The sequence below is a fragment of the Spirillospora sp. NPDC127506 genome (genome assembly GCF_040302145.1).
Classification (GTDB): Bacteria; Actinomycetota; Actinomycetes; order Streptosporangiales; family Streptosporangiaceae; genus Spirillospora.
In genome coordinates this window covers 182227-201694 of record NZ_JBEORG010000006.1, presented here as the reverse complement: position 1 = coordinate 201694, position 19468 = coordinate 182227, and the positions used below count along the sequence as shown (strand labels likewise).

Annotated in this window: 22 protein-coding genes, 1 tRNA gene and 1 pseudogene; 8 read left to right on the top strand and 16 right to left on the bottom strand. The window is 71.9% G+C overall.

From position 1 onward, the window contains the following. Positions 1-44: 44 nt before the first annotated feature. The 4 genes from ABTW95_RS09375 (at position 45) to mscL (ending at position 4344) form a co-directional block, all read left to right on the top strand. Complete coding sequence (locus tag ABTW95_RS09375; RefSeq protein WP_500225890.1) at positions 45-2171, top strand: MMPL family transporter; 2127 nt, start codon at positions 45-47, stop codon at positions 2169-2171. Positions 2172-2299: 128 nt separating this feature from the next. Continuing rightward, on the top strand, positions 2300-3121 hold the full coding sequence (locus ABTW95_RS09370) for an S-methyl-5'-thioadenosine phosphorylase (protein ID WP_500225889.1): 822 nt from the start codon (positions 2300-2302) through the stop codon (positions 3119-3121). Continuing rightward, positions 3118-3828 carry an SAF domain-containing protein gene (locus ABTW95_RS09365; RefSeq protein WP_500225887.1) on the top strand — a complete coding sequence of 237 codons (711 nt, stop codon included), beginning with the start codon at positions 3118-3120 and terminating at the stop codon, positions 3826-3828. Before ABTW95_RS09370 ends, ABTW95_RS09365 begins: the two co-directional genes overlap by 4 nt. 102 nt (positions 3829-3930) lie before the next feature. Further along, positions 3931-4344 (top strand): large conductance mechanosensitive channel protein MscL, encoded by a 414-nt coding sequence (mscL, locus tag ABTW95_RS09360; RefSeq protein WP_396451844.1) that lies wholly within the window; start codon positions 3931-3933, stop codon positions 4342-4344. Positions 4345-4363: 19 nt separating this feature from the next. Here mscL and ABTW95_RS09355 read toward each other — a convergent pair whose 3' ends face one another. Both ABTW95_RS09355 and ABTW95_RS09350 read right to left on the bottom strand, forming a co-directional pair. Beyond that, on the bottom strand, positions 4364-5404 hold the full coding sequence (locus ABTW95_RS09355; protein ID WP_500225886.1) for a D-alanyl-D-alanine carboxypeptidase family protein: 1041 nt from the start codon (positions 5402-5404) through the stop codon (positions 4364-4366). A gap of 80 nt (positions 5405-5484) precedes the next feature. Further along, positions 5485-5928 (bottom strand): hypothetical protein, encoded by a 444-nt coding sequence (locus ABTW95_RS09350; protein WP_500225884.1) that lies wholly within the window; start codon positions 5926-5928, stop codon positions 5485-5487. Positions 5929-6061: 133 nt separating this feature from the next. Between ABTW95_RS09350 and ABTW95_RS09345 the strand changes: the two genes are divergently transcribed. Beyond that, positions 6062-6134, top strand: a tRNA-Arg gene (locus tag ABTW95_RS09345). A 31-nt stretch (positions 6135-6165) separates the two neighbouring features. Here ABTW95_RS09345 and ABTW95_RS09340 read toward each other — a convergent pair. Beyond that, positions 6166-6490, bottom strand: a pseudogene (locus ABTW95_RS09340) (transposase); the annotation flags it as partial. Between the two features lie 271 nt (positions 6491-6761). On the opposite strand from ABTW95_RS09340, the gene ABTW95_RS09335 reads away from it, so the two are divergent. The 3 genes from ABTW95_RS09335 to ABTW95_RS09325 all read left to right on the top strand — a co-directional run bounded on the left by ABTW95_RS09335 (position 6762) and on the right by ABTW95_RS09325 (position 8734). Next, positions 6762-7544 (top strand): NIPSNAP family protein, encoded by a 783-nt coding sequence (locus ABTW95_RS09335; protein WP_500225883.1) that lies wholly within the window; start codon positions 6762-6764, stop codon positions 7542-7544. 23 nt (positions 7545-7567) lie between these two features. Continuing rightward, positions 7568-7987 (top strand): nuclear transport factor 2 family protein, encoded by a 420-nt coding sequence (locus ABTW95_RS09330; protein WP_500225881.1) that lies wholly within the window; start codon positions 7568-7570, stop codon positions 7985-7987. 198 nt (positions 7988-8185) lie between these two features. Beyond that, on the top strand, positions 8186-8734 hold the full coding sequence (locus ABTW95_RS09325; RefSeq protein ID WP_500225880.1) for a TetR/AcrR family transcriptional regulator: 549 nt from the start codon (positions 8186-8188) through the stop codon (positions 8732-8734). Positions 8735-8843: 109 nt separating this feature from the next. Here ABTW95_RS09325 and ABTW95_RS09320 read toward each other — a convergent pair whose 3' ends face one another. The 13 genes from ABTW95_RS09320 to ABTW95_RS09260 are packed head-to-tail and all read right to left on the bottom strand — an operon-like array spanning position 8844 to position 19273. Next, positions 8844-10271: an aldehyde dehydrogenase gene (locus tag ABTW95_RS09320; protein ID WP_500225879.1), complete on the bottom strand. Its 1428-nt coding sequence runs from the start codon at positions 10269-10271 to the stop codon at positions 8844-8846. Between the two features lie 2 nt (positions 10272-10273). Next, a complete protein-coding gene (locus tag ABTW95_RS09315; protein ID WP_396449147.1) occupies positions 10274-10468 on the bottom strand; it encodes a tautomerase family protein in 195 nt (64 codons plus the stop codon). Further along, on the bottom strand, positions 10459-11055 hold the full coding sequence (locus ABTW95_RS09310; RefSeq protein ID WP_500225877.1) for a cysteine hydrolase family protein: 597 nt from the start codon (positions 11053-11055) through the stop codon (positions 10459-10461). The genes ABTW95_RS09315 and ABTW95_RS09310 overlap by 10 nt, the downstream gene beginning before the upstream one ends. After that, positions 11052-11771 carry a FadR/GntR family transcriptional regulator gene (locus ABTW95_RS09305; protein WP_396449145.1) on the bottom strand — a complete coding sequence of 240 codons (720 nt, stop codon included), beginning with the start codon at positions 11769-11771 and terminating at the stop codon, positions 11052-11054. Before ABTW95_RS09305 ends, ABTW95_RS09310 begins: the two co-directional genes overlap by 4 nt. Beyond that, complete coding sequence (locus ABTW95_RS09300; RefSeq protein ID WP_500225875.1) at positions 11768-12853, bottom strand: amidohydrolase family protein; 1086 nt, start codon at positions 12851-12853, stop codon at positions 11768-11770. Before ABTW95_RS09300 ends, ABTW95_RS09305 begins: the two co-directional genes overlap by 4 nt. Continuing rightward, complete coding sequence (locus ABTW95_RS09295; protein WP_500225874.1) at positions 12846-13175, bottom strand: extradiol ring-cleavage dioxygenase; 330 nt, start codon at positions 13173-13175, stop codon at positions 12846-12848. Before ABTW95_RS09295 ends, ABTW95_RS09300 begins: the two co-directional genes overlap by 8 nt. A 32-nt stretch (positions 13176-13207) precedes the next feature. Next, a complete protein-coding gene (locus ABTW95_RS09290) occupies positions 13208-14056 on the bottom strand; it encodes a DODA-type extradiol aromatic ring-opening family dioxygenase (RefSeq protein ID WP_396449142.1) in 849 nt (282 codons plus the stop codon). Further along, positions 14049-14933, bottom strand: a complete 885-nt coding sequence (locus tag ABTW95_RS09285) for a creatininase family protein (protein WP_500225873.1) — start codon at positions 14931-14933, stop codon at positions 14049-14051. The genes ABTW95_RS09290 and ABTW95_RS09285 overlap by 8 nt, the downstream gene beginning before the upstream one ends. Further along, on the bottom strand, positions 14930-15787 hold the full coding sequence (locus tag ABTW95_RS09280; RefSeq protein ID WP_500225872.1) for an ABC transporter ATP-binding protein: 858 nt from the start codon (positions 15785-15787) through the stop codon (positions 14930-14932). Before ABTW95_RS09280 ends, ABTW95_RS09285 begins: the two co-directional genes overlap by 4 nt. Next, positions 15784-16572: an ABC transporter permease gene (locus ABTW95_RS09275; protein ID WP_500225870.1), complete on the bottom strand. Its 789-nt coding sequence runs from the start codon at positions 16570-16572 to the stop codon at positions 15784-15786. Before ABTW95_RS09275 ends, ABTW95_RS09280 begins: the two co-directional genes overlap by 4 nt. Continuing rightward, complete coding sequence (locus tag ABTW95_RS09270; RefSeq protein WP_500225869.1) at positions 16569-17456, bottom strand: ABC transporter permease; 888 nt, start codon at positions 17454-17456, stop codon at positions 16569-16571. Before ABTW95_RS09270 ends, ABTW95_RS09275 begins: the two co-directional genes overlap by 4 nt. 1 nt (position 17457) lies before the next feature. Then, complete coding sequence (locus tag ABTW95_RS09265) at positions 17458-18444, bottom strand: ABC transporter substrate-binding protein (RefSeq protein WP_396449137.1); 987 nt, start codon at positions 18442-18444, stop codon at positions 17458-17460. A gap of 43 nt (positions 18445-18487) precedes the next feature. Beyond that, positions 18488-19273 carry a 2-keto-4-pentenoate hydratase gene (locus ABTW95_RS09260; protein ID WP_500225865.1) on the bottom strand — a complete coding sequence of 262 codons (786 nt, stop codon included), beginning with the start codon at positions 19271-19273 and terminating at the stop codon, positions 18488-18490. Between the last annotated feature and the right edge of the window lie 195 nt (positions 19274-19468).

Here is a 19468-nt window from a genome sequence, read left to right as displayed (position 1 = left end):
CAGACACGACATATCTCGATTGACCGAGCCTTCAGGAGAGGACCATGAGCACACCGAGCCCTCCCCCGCCGAGACCGCCCGCCCGCCGGCTCGCCGGACTGATCGCCGGACGCCGCAGCAAGTGGGCCGTCCTCGCCGTCTGGGTCGTCCTGCTGGTGGCCCTCGGCCCGCTCGCCGGCAAGCTCGGCGACGTCGAGGAGAACGACGCGGCGGCCTGGCTGCCCGCCGGCGCCGAGTCCACGCAGGTCGTGGAGCTGGAGGAGCAGTTCCGCAAGGACGAGACGATGCCCGCCGTCATCGTCTACGAGCGGTCCACCGGGATCACCGCGGCCGACCGCGCCAAGGCCGCCGCGGACGTCACGGCGCTGCAGCAGCTCCCCGGGGCGCAGCAGGTGCAGGGGCCGTTCGCCGCCAAAGACGGCAAGGCGCTGCAGACGCTCGTACCGCTCACGGACGAGGACATCACCAAGGCCGTCGACGACGCGCGCGACATCGCCAAGCGCGGGCCTCCCGGGCTGACCGCGCACGTCACCGGCCCGGCCGGCAGCGGCGCCGACATGTTCGAGGTGTTCCAGAGCCTCGACGGCTTCCTGCTCATGGCCGCGGGCCTCGTCGTGATCGTCCTTCTGCTGTTCATCTACCGCAGCCCGATCCTGTGGTTCGTCCCGGTGCTCAGCGCCGTCTTCGCCCTGGGACTGGCCCAGTCGACGGTGTACCTGCTCGCCAAGTACGCGGACCTCACCGTCAACGGGCAGAGCGCTGGAATCCTGACCGTTCTCGTGTTCGGCGTGGCGACCGACTACGCCCTGCTGCTCGTCGCCCGCTACCGCGAGGAACTCCACCGCCACGAGGACCGGCACGAGGCCATGGCCTTCGCGCTGCGCCGCGCGGCGCCCGCGATCATCGCGTCCGCCGCCACCGTCGCGGTCGGGCTGCTGTGCCTGCTGATCGCCGACATGAACTCGACCTCGGGCCTGGGCCCGGTCGCCGCCGCCGGCGTCCTCACCGCGCTCGCCGCCATGACGACGCTGCTTCCGGCCCTCCTGGTCATCTTCGGCCGCTGGCTGTTCTGGCCGCTCGTCCCCCGGTTCGACGAGAAGTACCTCAAGCCGGAGGCGTATGAGGCCGAGCACAGCGTGTGGAGCCGCGTGGCCGGTCTGGTGGGCAAGCGCCCGCGCGCGCTCTGGGCCGTCACCATGCTGGGCTTGATCGTCCTCACACTGGGACTGGGGTCGCTCAAGGCGGACGGCCTGTCGGACGCCGGCCAGTTCACCGGCACCCCCGACTCGGTGAAGGGCTCCGCGGTCGTCGCCCGCCACTTCCCGGCCGGGTCGGGCTCCCCCGCCGTCATCATCGGGCGGGCCGCGGCGTCCGACCAGATCGCCCAGACCGTGCGCGGGACGTCCGGCATCGCCGAACTCGGCACGCCCGCGACCGTGAACGGCCTGGTCAAGTACGAGGCGGTGCTGAAGGACCCCGCCGACAGCGAGGCCGCGCGCACCACCATCGACCGGCTGCGCACCGCGGTGCACGAGATTCCGTCCGCGGACGCGAAGGTCGGCGGGATGACCGCGACGTCGCTGGACATCAAGCGCGCCTCCGCCCGCGACAACAAGGTGATCATCCCGATCGTGCTGGCCGTGGTGTTCCTGATCCTGATCGCGCTGCTGCGCGCCGTCGTCGCGCCGCTGCTGATGATCGGCACCGTCGTGCTGTCGTTCCTCGCCTCCCTCGGGGCCTGCGCGCTGATCTTCGAGCACGGCTTCGGGTTCGAGGGGACCGACGCGGGATTCCCGCTGCTGGCGTTCATCTTCCTGGTCGCGCTGGGGGTCGACTACAACATCTTCCTCATGCACCGCGTCCGGGAGGAGTCGCAGGCCCTCGGCACCCGCCGCGGCATCCGGCGCGGGCTCACCGTGACCGGCGGTGTGATCACCTCGGCCGGGCTGGTGCTGGCGGCGACGTTCGCGTCCATGGTCACGCTGCCGCTGGTCGGCATGGTGGAGATGGGCTTCGTGGTCGCGTTCGGCGTCCTGCTGGACACCCTCGTCGTCCGGTCCCTGCTGCTCCCGGCCCTGTCGCATGACATCGGGCGGCGGATCTGGACGCCGGGGCGCCTCGCCAAGGAGGAGCCGGCGGCCGAGCCCAGGGTCCTGGACCCGGTCGGCTGACCGGACGCCCGGCTCCGGCCGGGACGGGGAAGGGAAGGGGCCCGGCTTCGGCCGGGCCCCTTCTCCGAGTTGTCCACAATTCCGGACGGCCTGCCGCCCCCGGACGCGGGGTGGCTAATGTCGACGCCATGCCAACTTCCGCTGCCCAGCCCACCGCCGACATCGGGGTCATCGGCGGGTCGGGCTTCTACTCGTTCCTCGACGACGTCGAGGAGGTCGAGGTCGACACCCCCTACGGCCCGCCGAGCGACCCCATCGCGGTCGGCGAGCTGGCCGGCCGCCGCGTCGCCTTCGTCCCCCGGCACGGCCGCGACCACCGCTTCCCCCCGCACCGGATCCCCTACCGGGCCAACATGTGGGCGCTGCGCTCCCTCGGCGTCCGGCAGGTCCTCGCGCCGTCCGCGGTCGGCTCGCTCACCCCCGCCTACGGCCCCGGCACCCTCGCCGTCCCCGACCAGCTCGCCGACCGGACGTCCGGGCGCGAGCAGACCTACTACGACGAGGGCGCCGCGATCCACGTGTCGTTCTCCGACCCGTACTGCCCCACCGGCCGCCGCACCGCCATCGCCTCCGCCCGCGACGCCTCCTGGGACCCGGTCGACCGCGGCACCCTCGTCGTGATCGAGGGCCCCCGCTTCTCCACCCGCGCCGAATCCCAGTGGTTCGCGGCCCAGGGCTGGACGCTCATCGGCATGACCGCGTATCCGGAGGCCGTCCTCGCCCGCGAACTGGCGCTCTGCTACACGTCCCTCTGCCTCGTCACCGACCTCGACGCGGGCATCGAGGAGGGCGAGGGCGTCACCATGGAGGAGGTGTTCCGCGTCTTCGGCGAGAACATCGACCGCCTCCGCACCCTCGTCGGCGACGTGGTCAAGAGCCTCCCCGCCGAGCGCACCTGCCCCTGCCCCAACGTCCTCGACGGCATGAAGCTCCCGCTGGAACTCCCGTGACGAGCCGGTTAACCCGCCTGCGGCGGCCGCTTGCATCCCTGTTCGCCGCGGCCGCCGCCGGGCTGGCCCTGCTGGCCCTGCGGCCCGGGCCGCCGCCGTCCGTCCGGGTCCCGGCCGCCGCCCGCGACCTCCCGGCCGGCAAGACCCTCACCCCGTCCGACCTGCATCGCATAGACCTCCCGCCCTCGGCCGTCCCCTCGGGTGCTCTCCGCTCGTCCCCCGTGGGCCGCGTGCTGGCAGCGCCGATGCGCAAGAACGAACCGCTGACCGACGCCCGCGTGGTGAGCGCCGCCCTGCTTAAGGGCTACGGCCCCGGCACGGTCGCGACCCCGGTCCGCGTAGCCGATGCGGCCGCCGCCCGCTTGCTCCGCCCCGGCGACCGCATCGACGTCCTGTCCCGCACCTCGCCCCCCACCCCGGACTTCCCGCCCGCGGCCGAACCCGCCCGGCGGCCCCCGGCGAACGAGCCGTACTCGAGCACCCGGACCATCAGGCCCGTGACCGTTCCACCGCCGACCGCACAACCCGAAGCCCGGGTCGTGGTTTCGGGAGTGCCAGTCGTGGCGGTCCCGCGGGCAGAAGGCGACAGCGGGCAGGAAGGAGCCCTGATCGTCCTCGCGACGGACAGGGCCCAAGCCCTGGCCCTCGCAGCCGCCGCCCCGCCCCTGTCCGTGACGATCACCGGCCGCTGGGCGTACCCGTCCTGAGCGGCGACTTGGCGAACAGAGGACGGTTCATTACCATCCGTAACCGTTCCTGCGTCCGCCAGTCTCGGGGGGCGCGCCCCGCACATCCCCTGGAGCACGTTCATGAGCGGATTCAAGAAGTTCCTCTTCCGCGGGAACCTGGTCGACCTCGCGGTCGCGTTCGTCGTCGGAGCCGCGTTCGCGAGCCTCGTGAAGGACTTCGCGAACTCGTTCATCACCCCGCTGATCGCGCTCGTCGGCGGCGAGCCGGACTACACCCGCCTGACCGTCACCGTCAACGGCACGGAGTTCCCCTACGGGATCTTCCTCACCTCGGCGTTCGCGTTCCTGATCACCGCGGTGATCGTCTACTTCCTGGTCGTGCTGCCGACCGCGAAGCTGATCGAGCGGATGGACCGCGGCAAGGAGGCCACCGAGCGCGAATGCCCGCAGTGCCTCAGCGAGATCCCCGTGAAGGCCCGCCGCTGCCGGTACTGCACCGCGGAACTCGTCCCCGCCACCGAGATCCCCTCCTAGCGACCCCGGGCACGGGGGGTCAGGCGTTCTCGGTGCCGTACTCCCAGTGCCAGGGCTCGAACGGGTTGCTGTAGGCCCACGCCGGGTGGATCCAGCCGTACTTCCCGGCGTGGGCCTCCATCCAGTTGAACTGGACCGAACCGGAGTTCTGCACACCGCCGCACAGGTCGAGCGCCTGGCCCTTGCCGTGGTTGCTCGTCCCGGGGACGGCCGCGAAACCGGGCCGCCGCGCGTAGACGGCGTGCTGCTCCGACAGGCTCCGGTACGCGTCCGTCACGCACATGTCGCGCCCGAACCGGCGCTTGTACGCCGCGTTCAGCTTGTAGAACGCGAGCGCCGCGTCCGCCCGCAGCCGGTGCCCGCCCTTCTGCGGCAGCGGGCACAGGTACTTCGCCGGGATCAGCCCGTTGGGGAACTTCTTCGCGTCCGCCGCGAGGCTCTTGTCGCACCCGAGCTCCAGCCGCTTCTGCCGCGACACCTCCAGCTTGTCGAGCATCGCGTTCAGCTGCTTCGTCAGCTGCGCCGACTTGGCCTTCAGCCCGTCCACCTCCTGCTGGAGGCGGGTCTGCTCGACGGCGTTGCGCGACTGCAGGTCCTGCGCGGTGGACGCGAGCCGCTGCCGCCGGTCCTGCAGGTCGTCGGCACGGTCCACCAGGGCCTGCTGCGACCGGGCGAGCAGCGTCACGTCCGCCGTCGACCGCAGCGCCTCGCCCGGGTCGCCGCCCCCGAAGATCGCCATCGACCCGGCGGCGCCGCTCTGCTGGTAGGACGAGTTCGCCAGCCTGGCCAGCGGCCCCCGGATCTTGTTCAGCTCCGCCTCGGCCACGGCGAGGTCCTTCAGCGTCCCGCGCAGCTTCACCTGCGACGCGGCCAGCGCCTTCTGCCGGCCCTTCATCTGGTCGGTGGCCTTCTCCAGCTGCTCACGGGCCTTGGTCGCCTCGCGGCGCAGCGACTCCAGCGTGTCCGCCCGGCCGCCCGCGGCCGCGTGCGCGGCGTTCGATGACAGCGTCGCCATCACCAGGAATGCCGCGGTCAGCGCCGCCGACCGGGGGTTCGGCACGGGTCTTCCTCCTGATGCCCAGATGCGAAACAGCGGCAGAACGCTACTACAGGTTCTACGATGACCTGTCCGTAACCGGTTCAACGGTCACGGTGACCACGCCTCTCGCACCACCGGCGCATCCACCACACGTCGTCCCATCCCGCCGGGCACGGCCGCCGCACCCTGGACGGGGTGGGCGTCGGTTCCGGAGTAGCGGACTTCCGCGGTTTCGTCACCGGCGCGGGCGCCCGCCTCGGCGCCTTCGTCGCCGGCTCCGGCTCCTGCTCGGGCGGCACGTACTCCCCGTACGTCGGCTCGCTCTCCGGCGTGACCGACGCGAGGTTCTGCACGGGCGTCCCCGCCGTCTCCGGCCGCTCCCGGCCGGGTTCGTCCCGCATCCCGACCGCGACCATGGACGCCACCAGAACGGGAACCGCGAAGGCGGCGGCGATCATCGCGATCCGCCGGCCGCGGGACGCGCGCTCGCCCCTCTCCTCCTCGGCGGCAGTGCCCTTGGGCTGCCCGCGATGCCGTCCCGTCACGGCACCGAAGCGTACCCACACCGGCCCCACCCGGCCTAGAGTCCCCGGCCACCCCATAAGAAGAAGCGCTCACCGCTCCCCTTCCCCTACCCTGTACGTGCCGTCCGCTACGCTCTAGCGCGAGCGACGACAAGCCTCCGTAGCTCAGGGGATAGAGCACCGCTCTCCTAAAGCGGGTGTCGCAGGTTCGAATCCTGCCGGGGGCGCAGAACACGGGAACCCCGCCCGGCCCGCACTTGGACGTGGCCGCAGCGACCGGGTGCGGGACGCGGCCACCTGGGCGTCCAGCACCTTCGGCATCTCCGAGACTTGGCCGCCCATCTGCTCCACCAGCTTGTCCACCTGCCGTGTCGAGACCCCAGGAGATACGAGGTGGCCACGACGCTGACCAGGGCCTGCTCGGGGCGGTGGCGCCGCTCCAGCAGCCACTCGGGGAAGTAGGACCCGGACCGAAGCTTGGGATGGCCGGCTCCACGGTGCCGGCGCAGGTGTCCCAGTCGCGGGATCGGCGGCCGTTGCGGCGGTTCACCCGCCCCCCAGAGCGTTCGCCGTAGGCGGCGCCCATCTACAGGTACGGCCCGAGCTCAAGACCGGATAGTGCCCCCGACGCGAGGTTGGCACCCCGGCCGCTCGCGTCGAGCTGCCCACCGGCTGACCGCGACGATCCCTACCTTGCCCCTCGACGGAGCTTCGGGAGTCCTGGGCCGTCTCGGCGAAGGCCGGGCCAGGTCCGGCGCCTTGACAGAACCGGCCAGCCGGTCTGTAACCTAAGAACCGGACGCCCGGTCTGTTAGCCAGGAACTGCCGGGCCATGAACCAAGCGAGGTGGCTGGATGGCTGCACAGCAGGGGACCGCAGCGGAACGTCCGCGACTTGACGACGGGCTGCACAGTCCGATCATCGAGTTTCGTCAGTACACGCTCTATCCAGGGACTAGAGATCGTTTCGTCGAGCTCTTCGATACTGAGCTCATCGAACCCCAGGAAGCGGCCGGGATGAGGATCATCGGCCAATTCCGAGACCTGGGAAACCCGAACAGGTTCGTCTGGCTCAGGGGTTTCGCAGATATGCCGGCCCGCGAACGAGCGCTCACTGCGTTCTATGTCGACGGGCCGACCTGGGCCGAACACGGCAGCACCGCAAGGTCAATGATGATCGATAGCAGTGATTCGATGCTGCTGCGGCCGGCCAGGTCGGACTCGGGCTTCACCCTCCAGGACGCTCGCCACCGTCCGCCGGCAGGAGCCGAAGAGCCGCCCGGAATCGTGATCGCAACGATCTATCATTTTCCGGCGCCTACGAGCGCGGACCGTCTGAGCTCTCAAGAAGAGACCATCGAACGGATCATGCGGGCTACCGGGACTGGAATGCTCGGTGCGTTCGTCACCGAGCATTCCCCGAATAACTTCCCGCGGCTCCCAGTACGCGAAGGCGAGAACGTGCTGGTGGTGTTCTCGGGTTTCAGCGACCTGGAAGGTTATCACGAATATCTGACCGGACTCGGCCGCGATGAGTCCTGGCGCACCCAGATCTACCCGGAGATCATCCGGCACCTGCTGATGCCACCGCAGATCCTGAGACTGGCCCCCACATCGCGCTCACAACTCCACGGCTGACGCCACCCTCGCCGTATGCGGACATGACCCCTGAGAGGCAAATAATGCTCACAGAGCTTTCTGAGGCTGCGGTGAAAGCCGCTCTTCGACACTACGAATACCTTTTCTCTATAGGTGATGTTGAAGGGATTCTCGACAACTTCACCGATGACGTGGAGGTCCAGTATGGCTCCATGCCGCCTTTCACGGGCAAGGACAAGCTCCGAGAAGCGCTGACCGCCCGGTTCGCAAGCATGCGCGACTACCAGCTCTCAAAGCAGCTTGAGTTCATCAGTTCGCCCCACTACGCGGCATCATGGACCGGCACCTGGGTCGACGCTGAAACGAACGAGCACATGGCGGTGTACGGCGTCGAGATCCTGACTGTGCGCGACGGCAAGTTCTGCCGTTGGTCGGCCGGCGTCTCGGTCTGGCCTCAGAATCCGACGAAGCCCGAGGGCTGATCTGAGTGGCATGGTCAGGCCCATAGGCGAAGGGGAGCCGGTTTCTCAGTTACAGACCGGCTGGCCGGTTCTGTCAGATGCTAGGCTGGGTCCATGACTCCCGACCCAAGCGGACGTCCGCATATGCCGACCGACGCCGAGCCGGCGCGACGCCGTCGCTCCAGGGATCCCGCTGCGGTTCGCCGTAGCTTGCTGAACGTGGCGGCAGAGGCATTCCAAGTCCGCGGCTACCACTCCACGAGCACGCATGAGATCGCGCGAGCCGCCGGTGTGACCGGCGGGGCCATGCACCACCACTTCCCTACGAAGAAGTCACTCGGGCTGGCCGTCATCCGTGACCGGGTCGCAGCGACGATCGAGGAGGTCTGGATCCAGCCGGTGGTAGCCGCACCGACTGCCGCCGAGGGCATAGACGCGGTGTTCGAGAAGATCGTGGCGGGCATCGAGGCGGACAACAAAGTTCAGGGATGCCCTTTGAACAATCTGTCGGTCGAGCTTTCAACGGTGGACCCGGAATTCCGCGACGCCCTCCAGGAAGTTTTCCAGAAGTGGCGGTCGGCCATCGAGGACAAACTGCGGTCGGATCAGGGATCGGGCTCCGGCCAGCACGCCGATCCACATGCCCTTGCCCTTTTCGTCGTCGCTGCCTACTCCGGCGCCATGACCATGGCGAAGGTCGCACAGAGCCCGGCCCCGTTGAAGAGCTGCGCACAGCAGGTGCGGCAACTACTGGCCACCGGCGTCTGACGTCCGGGTCAGACCGAACCGATCTCCGCCACCCGCAAGAGGCATTGAACCCATCTCATCGTGCGGCTCTCTGCGGTCGAGCGGTCCCGGTACTGACCCGCGAGGACGATCAGACGGCCATTACCACGGCCTTTGGTTCGGTGAAGAACTCGCGGCTGTAGGTGCCGCCTTCGCGGCCTATGCCCGAGTCGCCGACGCCGCCGAAGGGGGCGCGCAGGTCGCGGATGAAGAAGCAGTTCGTCCAGACGGTGCCGGCCCTCAGGGCGGCGGAGACGCGGTGGGCGCGGGACAGGTTCTCGGTGAAGACCATGGCGTTCAGGCCGTAAGGGGTGTCGTTGGCGGCGGCGACGGCGTCGGCCTCGGTGTCGAAGGGGGTGACGACCGCCACCGGGCCGAAGATCTCCTCGCGGCAGACGCGGGCGGTGGGAGGCGCGTCCAGGACGATCGTCGGGTGGACGAACAGGCCCTCGCCCGGACCGCCGGTGACGATCTTGCCGCCGTCGGCCGGGACGGTGTCCAGGTAGGACGTCACCTTCGCGTGGTGCTCCTCGGAGGCCAGGGGGCCGAACTGGGTCGCGGGGTCCTTGGGGTCGCCGGCGATCAGGGCCTCGGCGGCGGCGGTGAAGCGGTCCACGAACTCCTGGTAGATGTCGCGCTGGACGTAGAGGCGGCTGCCGGCCAGGCAGACCTGCCCGGCATTGGTGAAGACGGCCTTGATCGACCAGGAGACGGCGAGGTCGAGGTCGGCGTCGGCGAACACGAGGTTGGCGCCCTTGCCGCCGAGTTCGAAGCTGACCGGGGTGAGGTTCGCGGCGGCCGCGGCGGCGATGGCGCGGCCGGTGGCGGACTCGCCGGTGAAGGTGATGCGGTCGACGCGCGGGTCCGTGGTGAGGGCCTCGCCGGCCGAGCCGGGGCCGTGCCCGTGGACGACGTTCAGCACCCCGGGCGGCATCCCGGCCTCCAGCGCCAGCCGCGCGAGGAGGGACGCGGACGCAGGGGTCTGCTCGGCCGGCTTCAGCACCACGGTGTTGCCCCAGGCCAGCGCGGGCGCGATCTTCCAGGTCTCCAGCATCAGCGGGAAGTTCCACGGCGCGATGGCGGCGACGACGCCCGCCGGTTCGAAGCGGGTGTAGGCGTGGTGGCCGCTGTCCATCGGGAACGCCTCGGCGGCCGACAGGCGCGCGTGGTCGGCGAAGAACCGGATGTTGGACGCCGACCGGGGGACGTCCTTGCCGCGGGTGTCGGCGACGGGCTTGCCCATGTCGGTGGTGTCGGCGAGGGCCAGCTCGTCGAGGTGGGCGTCCATCAGGTCGGCGAGCCGGTGCAGGATCGCGCCCCTCTCCGCGTATCCCATGCGCGGCCAGGGGCCCTCGTCGAACGCGCGGCGGGCGGCGGTGACGGCGAGCGCGGCCTCGTCCCGGCCCCCGAGGGCGGCCTCGGCCCAGGGGCGGCGCGTGTAGGGGTCGACGGTGGGGAAGCGCGCACCGTCGCGGGACTCGGTCTCCCGCCCGTCGATGACGTGGGGGATCAGTTCCATGGTCACTCCTGGTCGCGTTCTTCGATGGTCACGTCGCCGGCGGCCCAGTGCGCGGCGGGCACCTCGCGGAGGATGACGCGGATGCTCGGCCGGGGCGCGCCGAGGGCCTCCTCGGCGGCGTCGGTCAGCCGGCTGATGAGGGTGCGGAGCTGCTCGGGGGTCCGCCCGGCGACGAGGGTCACCTCGATCAGGGGCATCGGGGGGCCTCCGCGGAGAGGAGCCCGGCCGCCTCGTCCACGGAGACGACGTCGGCGAAGACCGTCCCCATGAGGCGCAGGCTGTTGCGGTGCAGGTCCTCGACGTAGCCGGCGACGGCCTCGCGGGCCACGACGGCCTTCAGGTCGCGGAAGAAGGCCGCGCGGACGGTCGATTCGACGCAGAAGTCGGTGCGCACGCCCGCCACGACGAGCGTCTCCGCGCCGAGGCCGCGGAGGAGGTCCTCCAGGCCGGTGCGGTGGAAGGCGTCGAAGCGCGGCTTGACGATCTCGTGGTCGCCGGGCGCGCGGTCGAGGCCGGCTACCAGCTCGGCGCCCCAGGTGCCGGGCCGCAGGCCCTCCTCGCGCAGGAACGGGCTGCGTTCGGCGAGCAGGCCGACGTCGGCGTCCGACGCCCATTCCATCCGCACCCAGATGACGGGCCGGCCGGCGGAGCGGGCCGCGGCGGCGAGCGTGTTGACGTTCTCGACGAGGCCGTCGAGCCCGGTGACGCGGAGCCCGGCCCGCGCGAAGACGCCGTCCGGATGGCAGTAGTCGTTCTGCATGTCGATGACGACCAGGGCGGTCATGCGCCGCCTCCGCGGGCGGCGGTCAGGGCGCCGTGCGCGGCGACGGCCGCGTCCAGGCGCTGCGGGTCGTCGCCCGCGATCGCCTCGACCAGTTCCCGGTGGACGGCGGGGCCGTCCACGTAGCGGGCGGCGGGCTCGTCGGGGGTGACGCCGCGCAGCCGGTTCTCCACGAACTCCAGCAGCGACACGTAGGTGTGCTGGAGGATCTTGTTGGGGGTTATCTCGGCGATGCGGCGGTGCAGAGCCCAGTTCGCGGCGAGGTAGCCGACGCCGCTCTCCGCCTCCGCCGCCACGGCCATGTCCTCGGCGAGCCCGCGCAGGTCGGCGATGTCGGCGGCGGTGCGGTGCCGCATGGCCTCTCGGGCGAGCAGCGGCTCCAGCGCGTCCCGCATCACGAGGCAGTCGGAGACCGGCACGGAGTCGCCGCTGAGTTCGAGCATCTTGCGGCCGAGCCGCACCAGCGGCGGCGGGGTCGCGACGAAGATGCCGCCCTTGACGCCGGGGCGGACGGTGACCGTGCCGCGCGCCGCGAGCAGCCGGACCGCCTCGTTGAGCGTCGCGGCGGCGACGTCGAACTCGCGGCGCAGGCTGTCCCGGGTGCCGAGGCGGTGGCCGTTCGGCAGCGCGTCCTCGGCGATGCGGGCCTCGATGCGCTTGGCGACGGTCTCGGCGAGGCTGAGCCGGGGCAGGTCGGTCGCCGGGTTGTCGGTGCTCATGGTGTCGGTCCTTCGGCTGCGGTGTGGAGGGGCGGTGCGGCACGATCGTCGGGGGTCGCGCGCACCCCGAGCAAGCGCGCGGCGTTGCCGCCGAGGATGGCGGCCTCCTGCGCGGCGCCGGCGCCGAGCGCCCGCACGGTGCGCAGCGGCTGGTCGTCGACGAGGTCGAACGGCGTGTCGGTGCCCAGCAGGACGTGGCCGGCGGTCACGTCCTCGACGAGCCGGCGCAGGGCCGTGGTGTCGAACACCGCCGTGTCGTACAGGAGGCGGCGCAGGTAGTCGCTCGGCGTCCCGCGGGTGACCCGCGCGACGGGTTTGCGCCGCCAGCCGAGGTCGAGGCGGCCGCCGACGGCGGGGGCGCACCCGCCGCCGTGCGCGAGGCACAGGACGAGGTCGTGCCGGTCGAGGACGCCGCCGAAGATGAGCCGGGCGGTCGCCAGCGCGGTCTCCATCGGGTAGCCGAGCAGCTGCACCAGGTGGTAGTCCGACAGCCGGTCGCGGGACGAGACGCGGCTCGGGTGCAGCAGCGTGAAGCAGCGCCGCGCGTCGAGGGTCTTCCACAGCTCCTCGTTGACCGGGTCGTCGAGTTCGCGGCCGCCGCCGAAGGTGCCCATGGTGGCGCCGGCGAGCCCGAGCTCGTCCAGGCAGCGGGTCAGCTCGGCGACCGCGCCGGGGTGGCCGACCGGGATCTGGCCGAGGCCGGACAGGCGGCCGCCGGACCCGGCGACGAACTCGGCGAGCGCGTCGTTGGCGAGCCGGGTGACCTCCATGACGAGCCGGTCGTCGCCGCACTCGGAGGCGAACACGAACGGCGGCGCGGCGACGACCTGGTGGTCCACGCCCATCGCGGTGAGGGACGCCAGCCGCAGCTCCATGTCGTACTGCTCGGGGGCGAGCGGGATGGGCGATCCGGGCGCGAGCCCGCAGAGCACCGGGTCGAGGTTCAGCACGCGGTCGGCGCGGCGGGACAGGTCGGCCAGCCCCCTGCGCTCCAGCCGCCGCAGGAACGGCATCGGCATGGCGTGCGTGTGGACGTCGATCACCGGCGTCCGCGGATGCGGCTCGGGCGGGGTGCTACTCACCGCGCTCCGCCATGTAGGCCTCGTACCGGTCCCCGAGCAGCGACCTGATGAGCGCGGTCGCGGCGCCGGAGGTGCCGGCCTTCTCGCCGGTGCCGTAGATGAGCCGGGCGAGCTGGCCGAGGAGGTAGGGGTGCAGGCCGAGCTCGAACAGCGTCCGGAAGTCGCGGCCGAGGATCGCCGTGCGCTCCTCGGGGGTGAGCGGGTAGGCGTCCAGCACCTCCTTCTCGGACGTCTCGAACCGGGCCCGCAGCTCGCGGTCCCATTTCAGCTCCTGCACGAGGTCGTTGGCCCGCAGCCGCGGGTCGAAGTGCTCCAGTGCCATTTCGGGGGTGTCCGTTCTTCCGGTCTGCGGGGTCATGACAGCTCCCAGCGGACGGCGCCGAACCCGCAGCGCCACTGGTCGACGGCGGCGTAGCCGAGGGCCGTGCACGGGCGGGGGCCGATCGCGCCCATGACGACCATCCAGGACAGCAGCTCGGAGGTGCCGCCCGAACCGGCCTCCTCCATCCGCTCGAACGTGACGTCGGTCAGGATCCGCTCGTGGTCGCCCTCCACGAGGAGGTCGAGCCACCAGCGGTCGAACTTCTCGTCGATCTCCAGGTAGCGGGGGCCGCCCGGCTCGTGCGACAGGCCGCCGGAGCCGAACAGGCCGACCCGCAGCCCGTCCGGCAGGCGGGTGCGGATCGCCTCGCCGAGCGTCTCGCCGAGCCGGTAGCAGACCTTCTCGTCCGGGACGGGCGGGACCGTGCAGTTCTGCAGGACGGGGACGACCGCCACACCCGTCGAGACGAGGTCGGCCATGGTCGTCGGGACGGACAGGTTGTCGTCGTACCGCAGGTTCTCGCGGACGGCGCGCACGCGCGGGGCGCAGTCCTTGACGCTCTCGTACAGGGTCTCGCCGACGTCCGGGCGCCCGGGGAGCTCGTAGTCGGGGACGCGCAGCCAGGGCTTGAACCACTCGTCTGGGCCGGTGTGGCGTTCGGCCAGCCCGAAGGTGAAGTCGTTGTAGTCGCTGACGTACCCGTTCGCGATGTGGTCGTTGGCGATGACGAGGAGCACGTCGGTGCGGGACGCCACGATGGCGTCGTGGATCTCGGCGTAGGCGGCGAGCACCGTCTTCCGGTCGGGCTCGGGTGCCTTGTCGAACCAGCCGGTGAGGCCGGGAGCGTGGCTCGCGGCCACGGCGAGGCTGATCTCAGCCATGGTTCCTCCGTCCTTCCTGGGGGTGGGGGGACGCCGTGCGCCGCAGGCGGAGCGCGATGGCGTCGGCGGCCTGCTCGGCGGCGGCCGCCTGGATGCGGTGTCCTTCGCCGGCGCCGGCGGCGGCCGGGTCGCCGAAGTAGCCGTCGGGCGTCACCCGGCGGGCGTGCTCGAACCCCTTCCGCCACGTCGCCAGCTCGGCCGGGCCGAGGCCGCTGGGCCTCAGCCGGACGCGGACGTCCTCGCGCACGAGATCGGGGTGGAGGTGCATCATCAGGGACGTCTCCCACTGCCCCGCGTGCACGTCGGGCGGGCCTTCGGGCGGGGGTTCGTCCGGCCCGCAGAGCGTCAGGTGCGGGTCGTCGAGGCGGAGGCCGATGCGGCGGGCCAGCGCGGGCTCGGTGACGAAGCTGGCGTCCACGCCGGTGCGTTCCGCCGCGGTCCGCACTCCGTCGTGCACCGTGCGGTTGTGCAGCGCGTCGCCGTGGCCGGAGAAGCAGAACACGTGCCGGAACCCGTCGCGCGCCATCCCGGCGAGCAGGTCGGCCATGACCTCCCGCATCAGCTCGGGCCGGACGCCGTAGGACGCGGGGAAGGCGCCCGAGACGACGTTGACGCCCCAGTAGTACGGCGGGACGATCAGTGCCCGGACGCCGCGCTCGGCGAGCAGGGACTGGACGTCGCGCAGGCGCGCGCCGGGCAGGTAGACGTCGGTGCCGGTGGGCAGGTGCGGGCCGTGCTGCTCGATCACGCCGAACGCCCACAGCAGGACGGCGCCGGAGCGGGCGGCGCGGTCGACCTCGTGCCAGGTCAGCTCCGCGAGCGTCCCGGCGAAGACGTCGCCGCGGGTCGCGCCGTCCCTCGTCGCGTCGTCCCTCATGGCCGCGGCACCTCCACGGGATCGCCGTCATGGTAGGTCTTCGCCCGCTGGACGAGCGAGTAGATGTGCGCCCGGAGCTCGGCGAACCGGGGGGCGGAGCGCGTCGCGAGCTGCTCCCGCTCGGCCGGCAGGTCGATCGCGGCGTCCTCGATGACGACCGTCGGCGCGGCGGACAGCACCAGCACGCGCTGCCCCAGGTACACCGCCTCCTCGATGTCGTGGGTGACGAACAGGACGGTCATGCCGAGCCGCCGCCACAGCTCGCGGGTGAGGTCCTCCAGCTCGGCGCGGGTCTGCGCGTCGACGGCCGCGAACGGCTCGTCCATGAGCAGCACCGCCGGCTCGTAGGCGACGGCGCGGGCGATCGCCACCCGCTGCTGCATCCCGCCGGACAGCTGCCAGGGGTAGGCGCCCGCCGCGTCGGCGAGGCCGACCGACGCCAGCGACTCGGCGACCAGTTCGGCGCGCCGCCGCTTGGGCACCTTCTTCTGCCTGAGCGGCAGGTCGATGTTCTGCTCGACGGTCATCCACGGGAACAGGCTGCGCCCGTACTCCTGGAAGACGACCGCCATGTTCTCGGGCGGCCCGTGGACCGGGCGGCCCTCCAGCACCACCTCGCCGCCGCTCGGCGCGAGCAGGCCGGCGACGCACTTGAGCAGGGTGGTCTTCCCCGCGCCGGACGGGCCGACGATGCAGGCCAGCTCGCCGGCGCCGACCCCGAAGGTGAGGTCGCGCACCGCCTCCACCGTCCGGTCGGCGGCCTGGTAGGTCTTGGTGAGCCCGCGCACGTCGAGCAGGGCGGGGCCGCTCGCGCCGTCCACGGCGCCGCGGGACGCGATGTCCGTGCCGGTCATGACTTTCCTCTCTGGGCCTGACGCCGGCCGCGGTGCCAGCGGAGCACGCGCGACTCGAACCGCCCGAACAGCAGGGAGAGCGCGAATCCCAGCAGGCCGAGCAGCAGGATCCCGCTCCACATCTCGGGGACGGCGAACCCCCGCTGGAACTGGACGATCGTGTAGCCGAGGCCGCTGGAACTGGCGAACATCTCGCTGATCACCATGAGGATGATCGAGATGGACAGCGCCTGCCGCATGCCGGTGACGATCTGCGGGGCGGCGGACGGCAGCACCAGGCGGCGCAGCCGGGCGGCCCCGGTCAGCCCGTAGGAGCGGGCGGTGTCGGCCAGCACGTCGTCGATCGCGCGGACGCCCTCGGCGGTGTTCAGCAGCACCGGCCACATCGAGCCGAGCACGATGACGGTGATCTTCATGGTGTCGCCGATGCCGGTGAAGAGCATCAGCACCGGGATCAGCACGGGCGGCGGGACCGCGCGGAAGAACTCCAGCACCGGCTCGGCCGCCAGCCGCACCCGGCGGTGGGATCCGATCAGGACGCCGATGCCCACGCCCACCGCGACGGCGCCCGCGTAGCCGGCGGCGAGGCGCAGGACGCTCGGCAGCACGTCGGCCACGAGGCGTCCGGAGAACCACGTCTTGCCGAACGCGCTCAGGATGGTGTGCAGCGGGGGGAAGTAGAAGTCCGTGCTCCGCGCGGTCGCCGCCCACCAGAGCGCCAGCAGCAGCGCGGGCAGTGCGAGCAGGTGGCCGGCGCGGCGGGCGCCGCGCAGTACGGTCCTCACGCGGGCACCTCCGTCCGCACGGACGTGTGCCAGGCCAGCACCCGCCGCTCCAGCGCCCGGGTCAGCAGGTTCACGCCGACCCCGAGCGCGCCCGTGACGAGGATCAGGGCGTACATGTCGGCGACGGCGTTGCTCGCCTGGGCCAGCGCGATCTCGCTGCCGAGCCCCGGCGCGCCGATGATCAGCTCGCCGGCGACGGCGAGGATCAGCGCCACCGACGCGGCGAGCCGGACGCCCGTCAGCAGGTACGGCAGCGCGGTCGGCCAGACCACGTGCCGCAGCCGCGCCCACCGGGAGAACCGGAAGGTCGCCGCGGTCTCCCGCGCCACCGGATCGACGTCCTGCACCCCGTGGACGGCCTGCAGCAAGACGGGCCAGGTCGCGGCGTACACCACCAGCATCAGCGTGGAGCCGAGCCGCGTCCCGTACAGCAGCACCGCCAGCGGGACGAGGGCGACCGAAGGGATCGGGCGGAGGAACTCGATGGTGGAGGCGGTGGCCTCGCGCAGGAACGGCACGCTGCCGATCAGCAGCCCGAGGCTCAGGCCGGCGGCGATCGCGATGGCAAGCCCGTACCCCCAGCCGCGGAGCGTGTCGAGCAGCGCGCCCCAGAACGCGCCGTCGCCGGCCTCGTCGGCCAGCGCACGGGCGATGGCGCTGAACGGGGGCAGGTCGTCGGGCGAGACCGCGCCGCTGCGCGGGACCACTTCCAGCAGGACGAGGAAGGCGGCGACGCCGAGCGGGCCGAGCAGCCGGTCGGGGACGCCGCGGCCGCGCGGCTCGGGCGCGGCCGCCGCCGGCGCGGCCGGCGCCCGCCGCCGTCCGGCGGGCGCCGCGCCGCCCCGGGAGCGGCTCTTCGCGATGATCGGGACGGTCCTGGTCATGTCACTCGTCGAACAGCTCGTCGAGCGGGCGGGTGCTGCCGATGAGGCCGGTCTCGACGGTGAGCCGCGCGAGCGGGGCGATCTCCGACTTGCCCGCCTCCGGGTTCCAGCCCGGCAGGGTCACCTTGTCGCTGAGGCCCGGCTCCAGCTTCAGGTAGCCGTTCAGCGCCGCCCTCGCCTCGTCCGGGTGGCCCTCGGCGTACGCCAGGGCCTCCTTCAGCGCGGCGGTGAACCTCTTCACGACGCCGGGGTTCTTCGCGGCGTACTGCTTGGAGGTGAACCAGCCGGCGAACGGCAGGTGCTCGCCCATGCCCGCGTAGCTGACCGGCAGCGGCTTCGCCCCCTGCCCTTCGGCGACGGTGATGAACGGCTCGCTGAGCATGGCGGCGTCGACCTGGCCGTTCTTCAACGCAGCGGGCATGGTGGGGATGGGCACCTCGACCAGCTCGACGTCGCTCCGCGCGAGCCCGTTCTTCTTGAGGACGGACGCGACCGCGACCTCGTTGATGCCCTTGAGGGTGTTGACCGCGACCTTCCTGCCCTTGAGGTCGGCCACCTTGGCGATCTCGGGGTCGCGGGTCATCAGCTGCCCGGACCCGTCGTCCATGACGTCGTCGGACGCGCGGGCGCCGACCGACACCATCGTCACCGGGACGCCCTTCTCGCGGGCGACCAGGAGGCTGACGATGTTGGAGTAGCCGAACTGGAAGTCGCCGCTGACCACGGCGGGCACGATGGCCGCGCCGCCCTGCGCGTCCTGCGTGGTGACCTTCAGCTTGTGGCGGGCGAACACGCCCTTGGTGATCCCGAGCTTCACGGGCGCGATGTCGATGATCGGGATGACGCCGAGCTTCACCTCCGCCGTGCCGTCGGCGGAGACCTCCGCGGCGCCGGATCCGCAGCCGGTGAGGGCGGTGAGGGCGAGCGCCGCGGCGGCCGCGCACGCGGCGAGCGGGCGTCCTGGGTGGTCGCGGTGGAGAAGGGACATGTCGGTACTCCAGGGAGGAGGCGCGCTGGGCGCGGCGAGGTCGTCAGTGGGTTCCGGTGACGGACAGGGCTCCGAGTGAGGCGAACTCGGCGGCGATGACGCCGCCGGCCCGCAGTGGGCAGGCGTCGGTGAGGGCGCCGGTCAGCACGATCCAGCCGGGCTCGATCGCCTTCCCGCGCTCGGCCAGGCCGTTCGCGGCGAGCGCGAGGGCGTTCGCGGGGTGCCCGAGGACGGCCGCGCCGGTCGCGGTGGCGGCGGTGCCGCCGCCGGCGTCGAGCCGGCACTTCTCGGCGGCGAGGTCCAGGCCGTCCGGGGAGACGGCGCGGGCGGACAGGACGAACCGGCCGGAGGACGCGTTGTCGGCCACCACGTCGGGCAGGTCGAAGGCGAAGTCGCGGAAGCGGCTGTCGATGATCTCGAACGCGGCGTGCACGCTCGCGACCGCCCGCATCGCCCGCTCCGCCGTCACGCCGGGCCCGGTCAGCCGCCCGCCCATGACGAAGGCGATCTCGGGTTCGGCGCGCGGGTGGATGAGCTCCCCCACCGGCACCGGCTCGCCGGGCGCCAGCGTCATCGCGTCGGTGAGCCAGCCGGTCAGCGGGACGTCGACGCCCATGCGGCGCTGCTTGGCACGCGAGGTGAGGCCGAGCTTCACCCCGACGACGGTCTCGCCGCCGCCCACCTTGCGGTCCAGCACGGCGTCCTGGATGCGGTAGGCGGTCGCGACGTCCAGGCCGGGCCAGTGTTCGGTGAGCCTGCCCCCGTCCTCGCGGCCGCGCTCGCGGCGCAGCAGTTCGGCGACGGCGGCGTCGATCGTCTGCTCAGCCACGGCTCTGCCCCTTCCGGCGGCGCGTCCTCATGGCGCACCAACGTAAGGGGCGCATTGAATATATTCAATAGATCGATAGCAGCTTTTTTCGGCCGTGCCGGCAGCAGCGCCGTTTCGGACCACCCCGGCTCCGGCGTGCCGGGACGATGGCTCTGTTCGTGGAACGCCGGCCGGCGGGCGGCTCGGCCGGGAAGG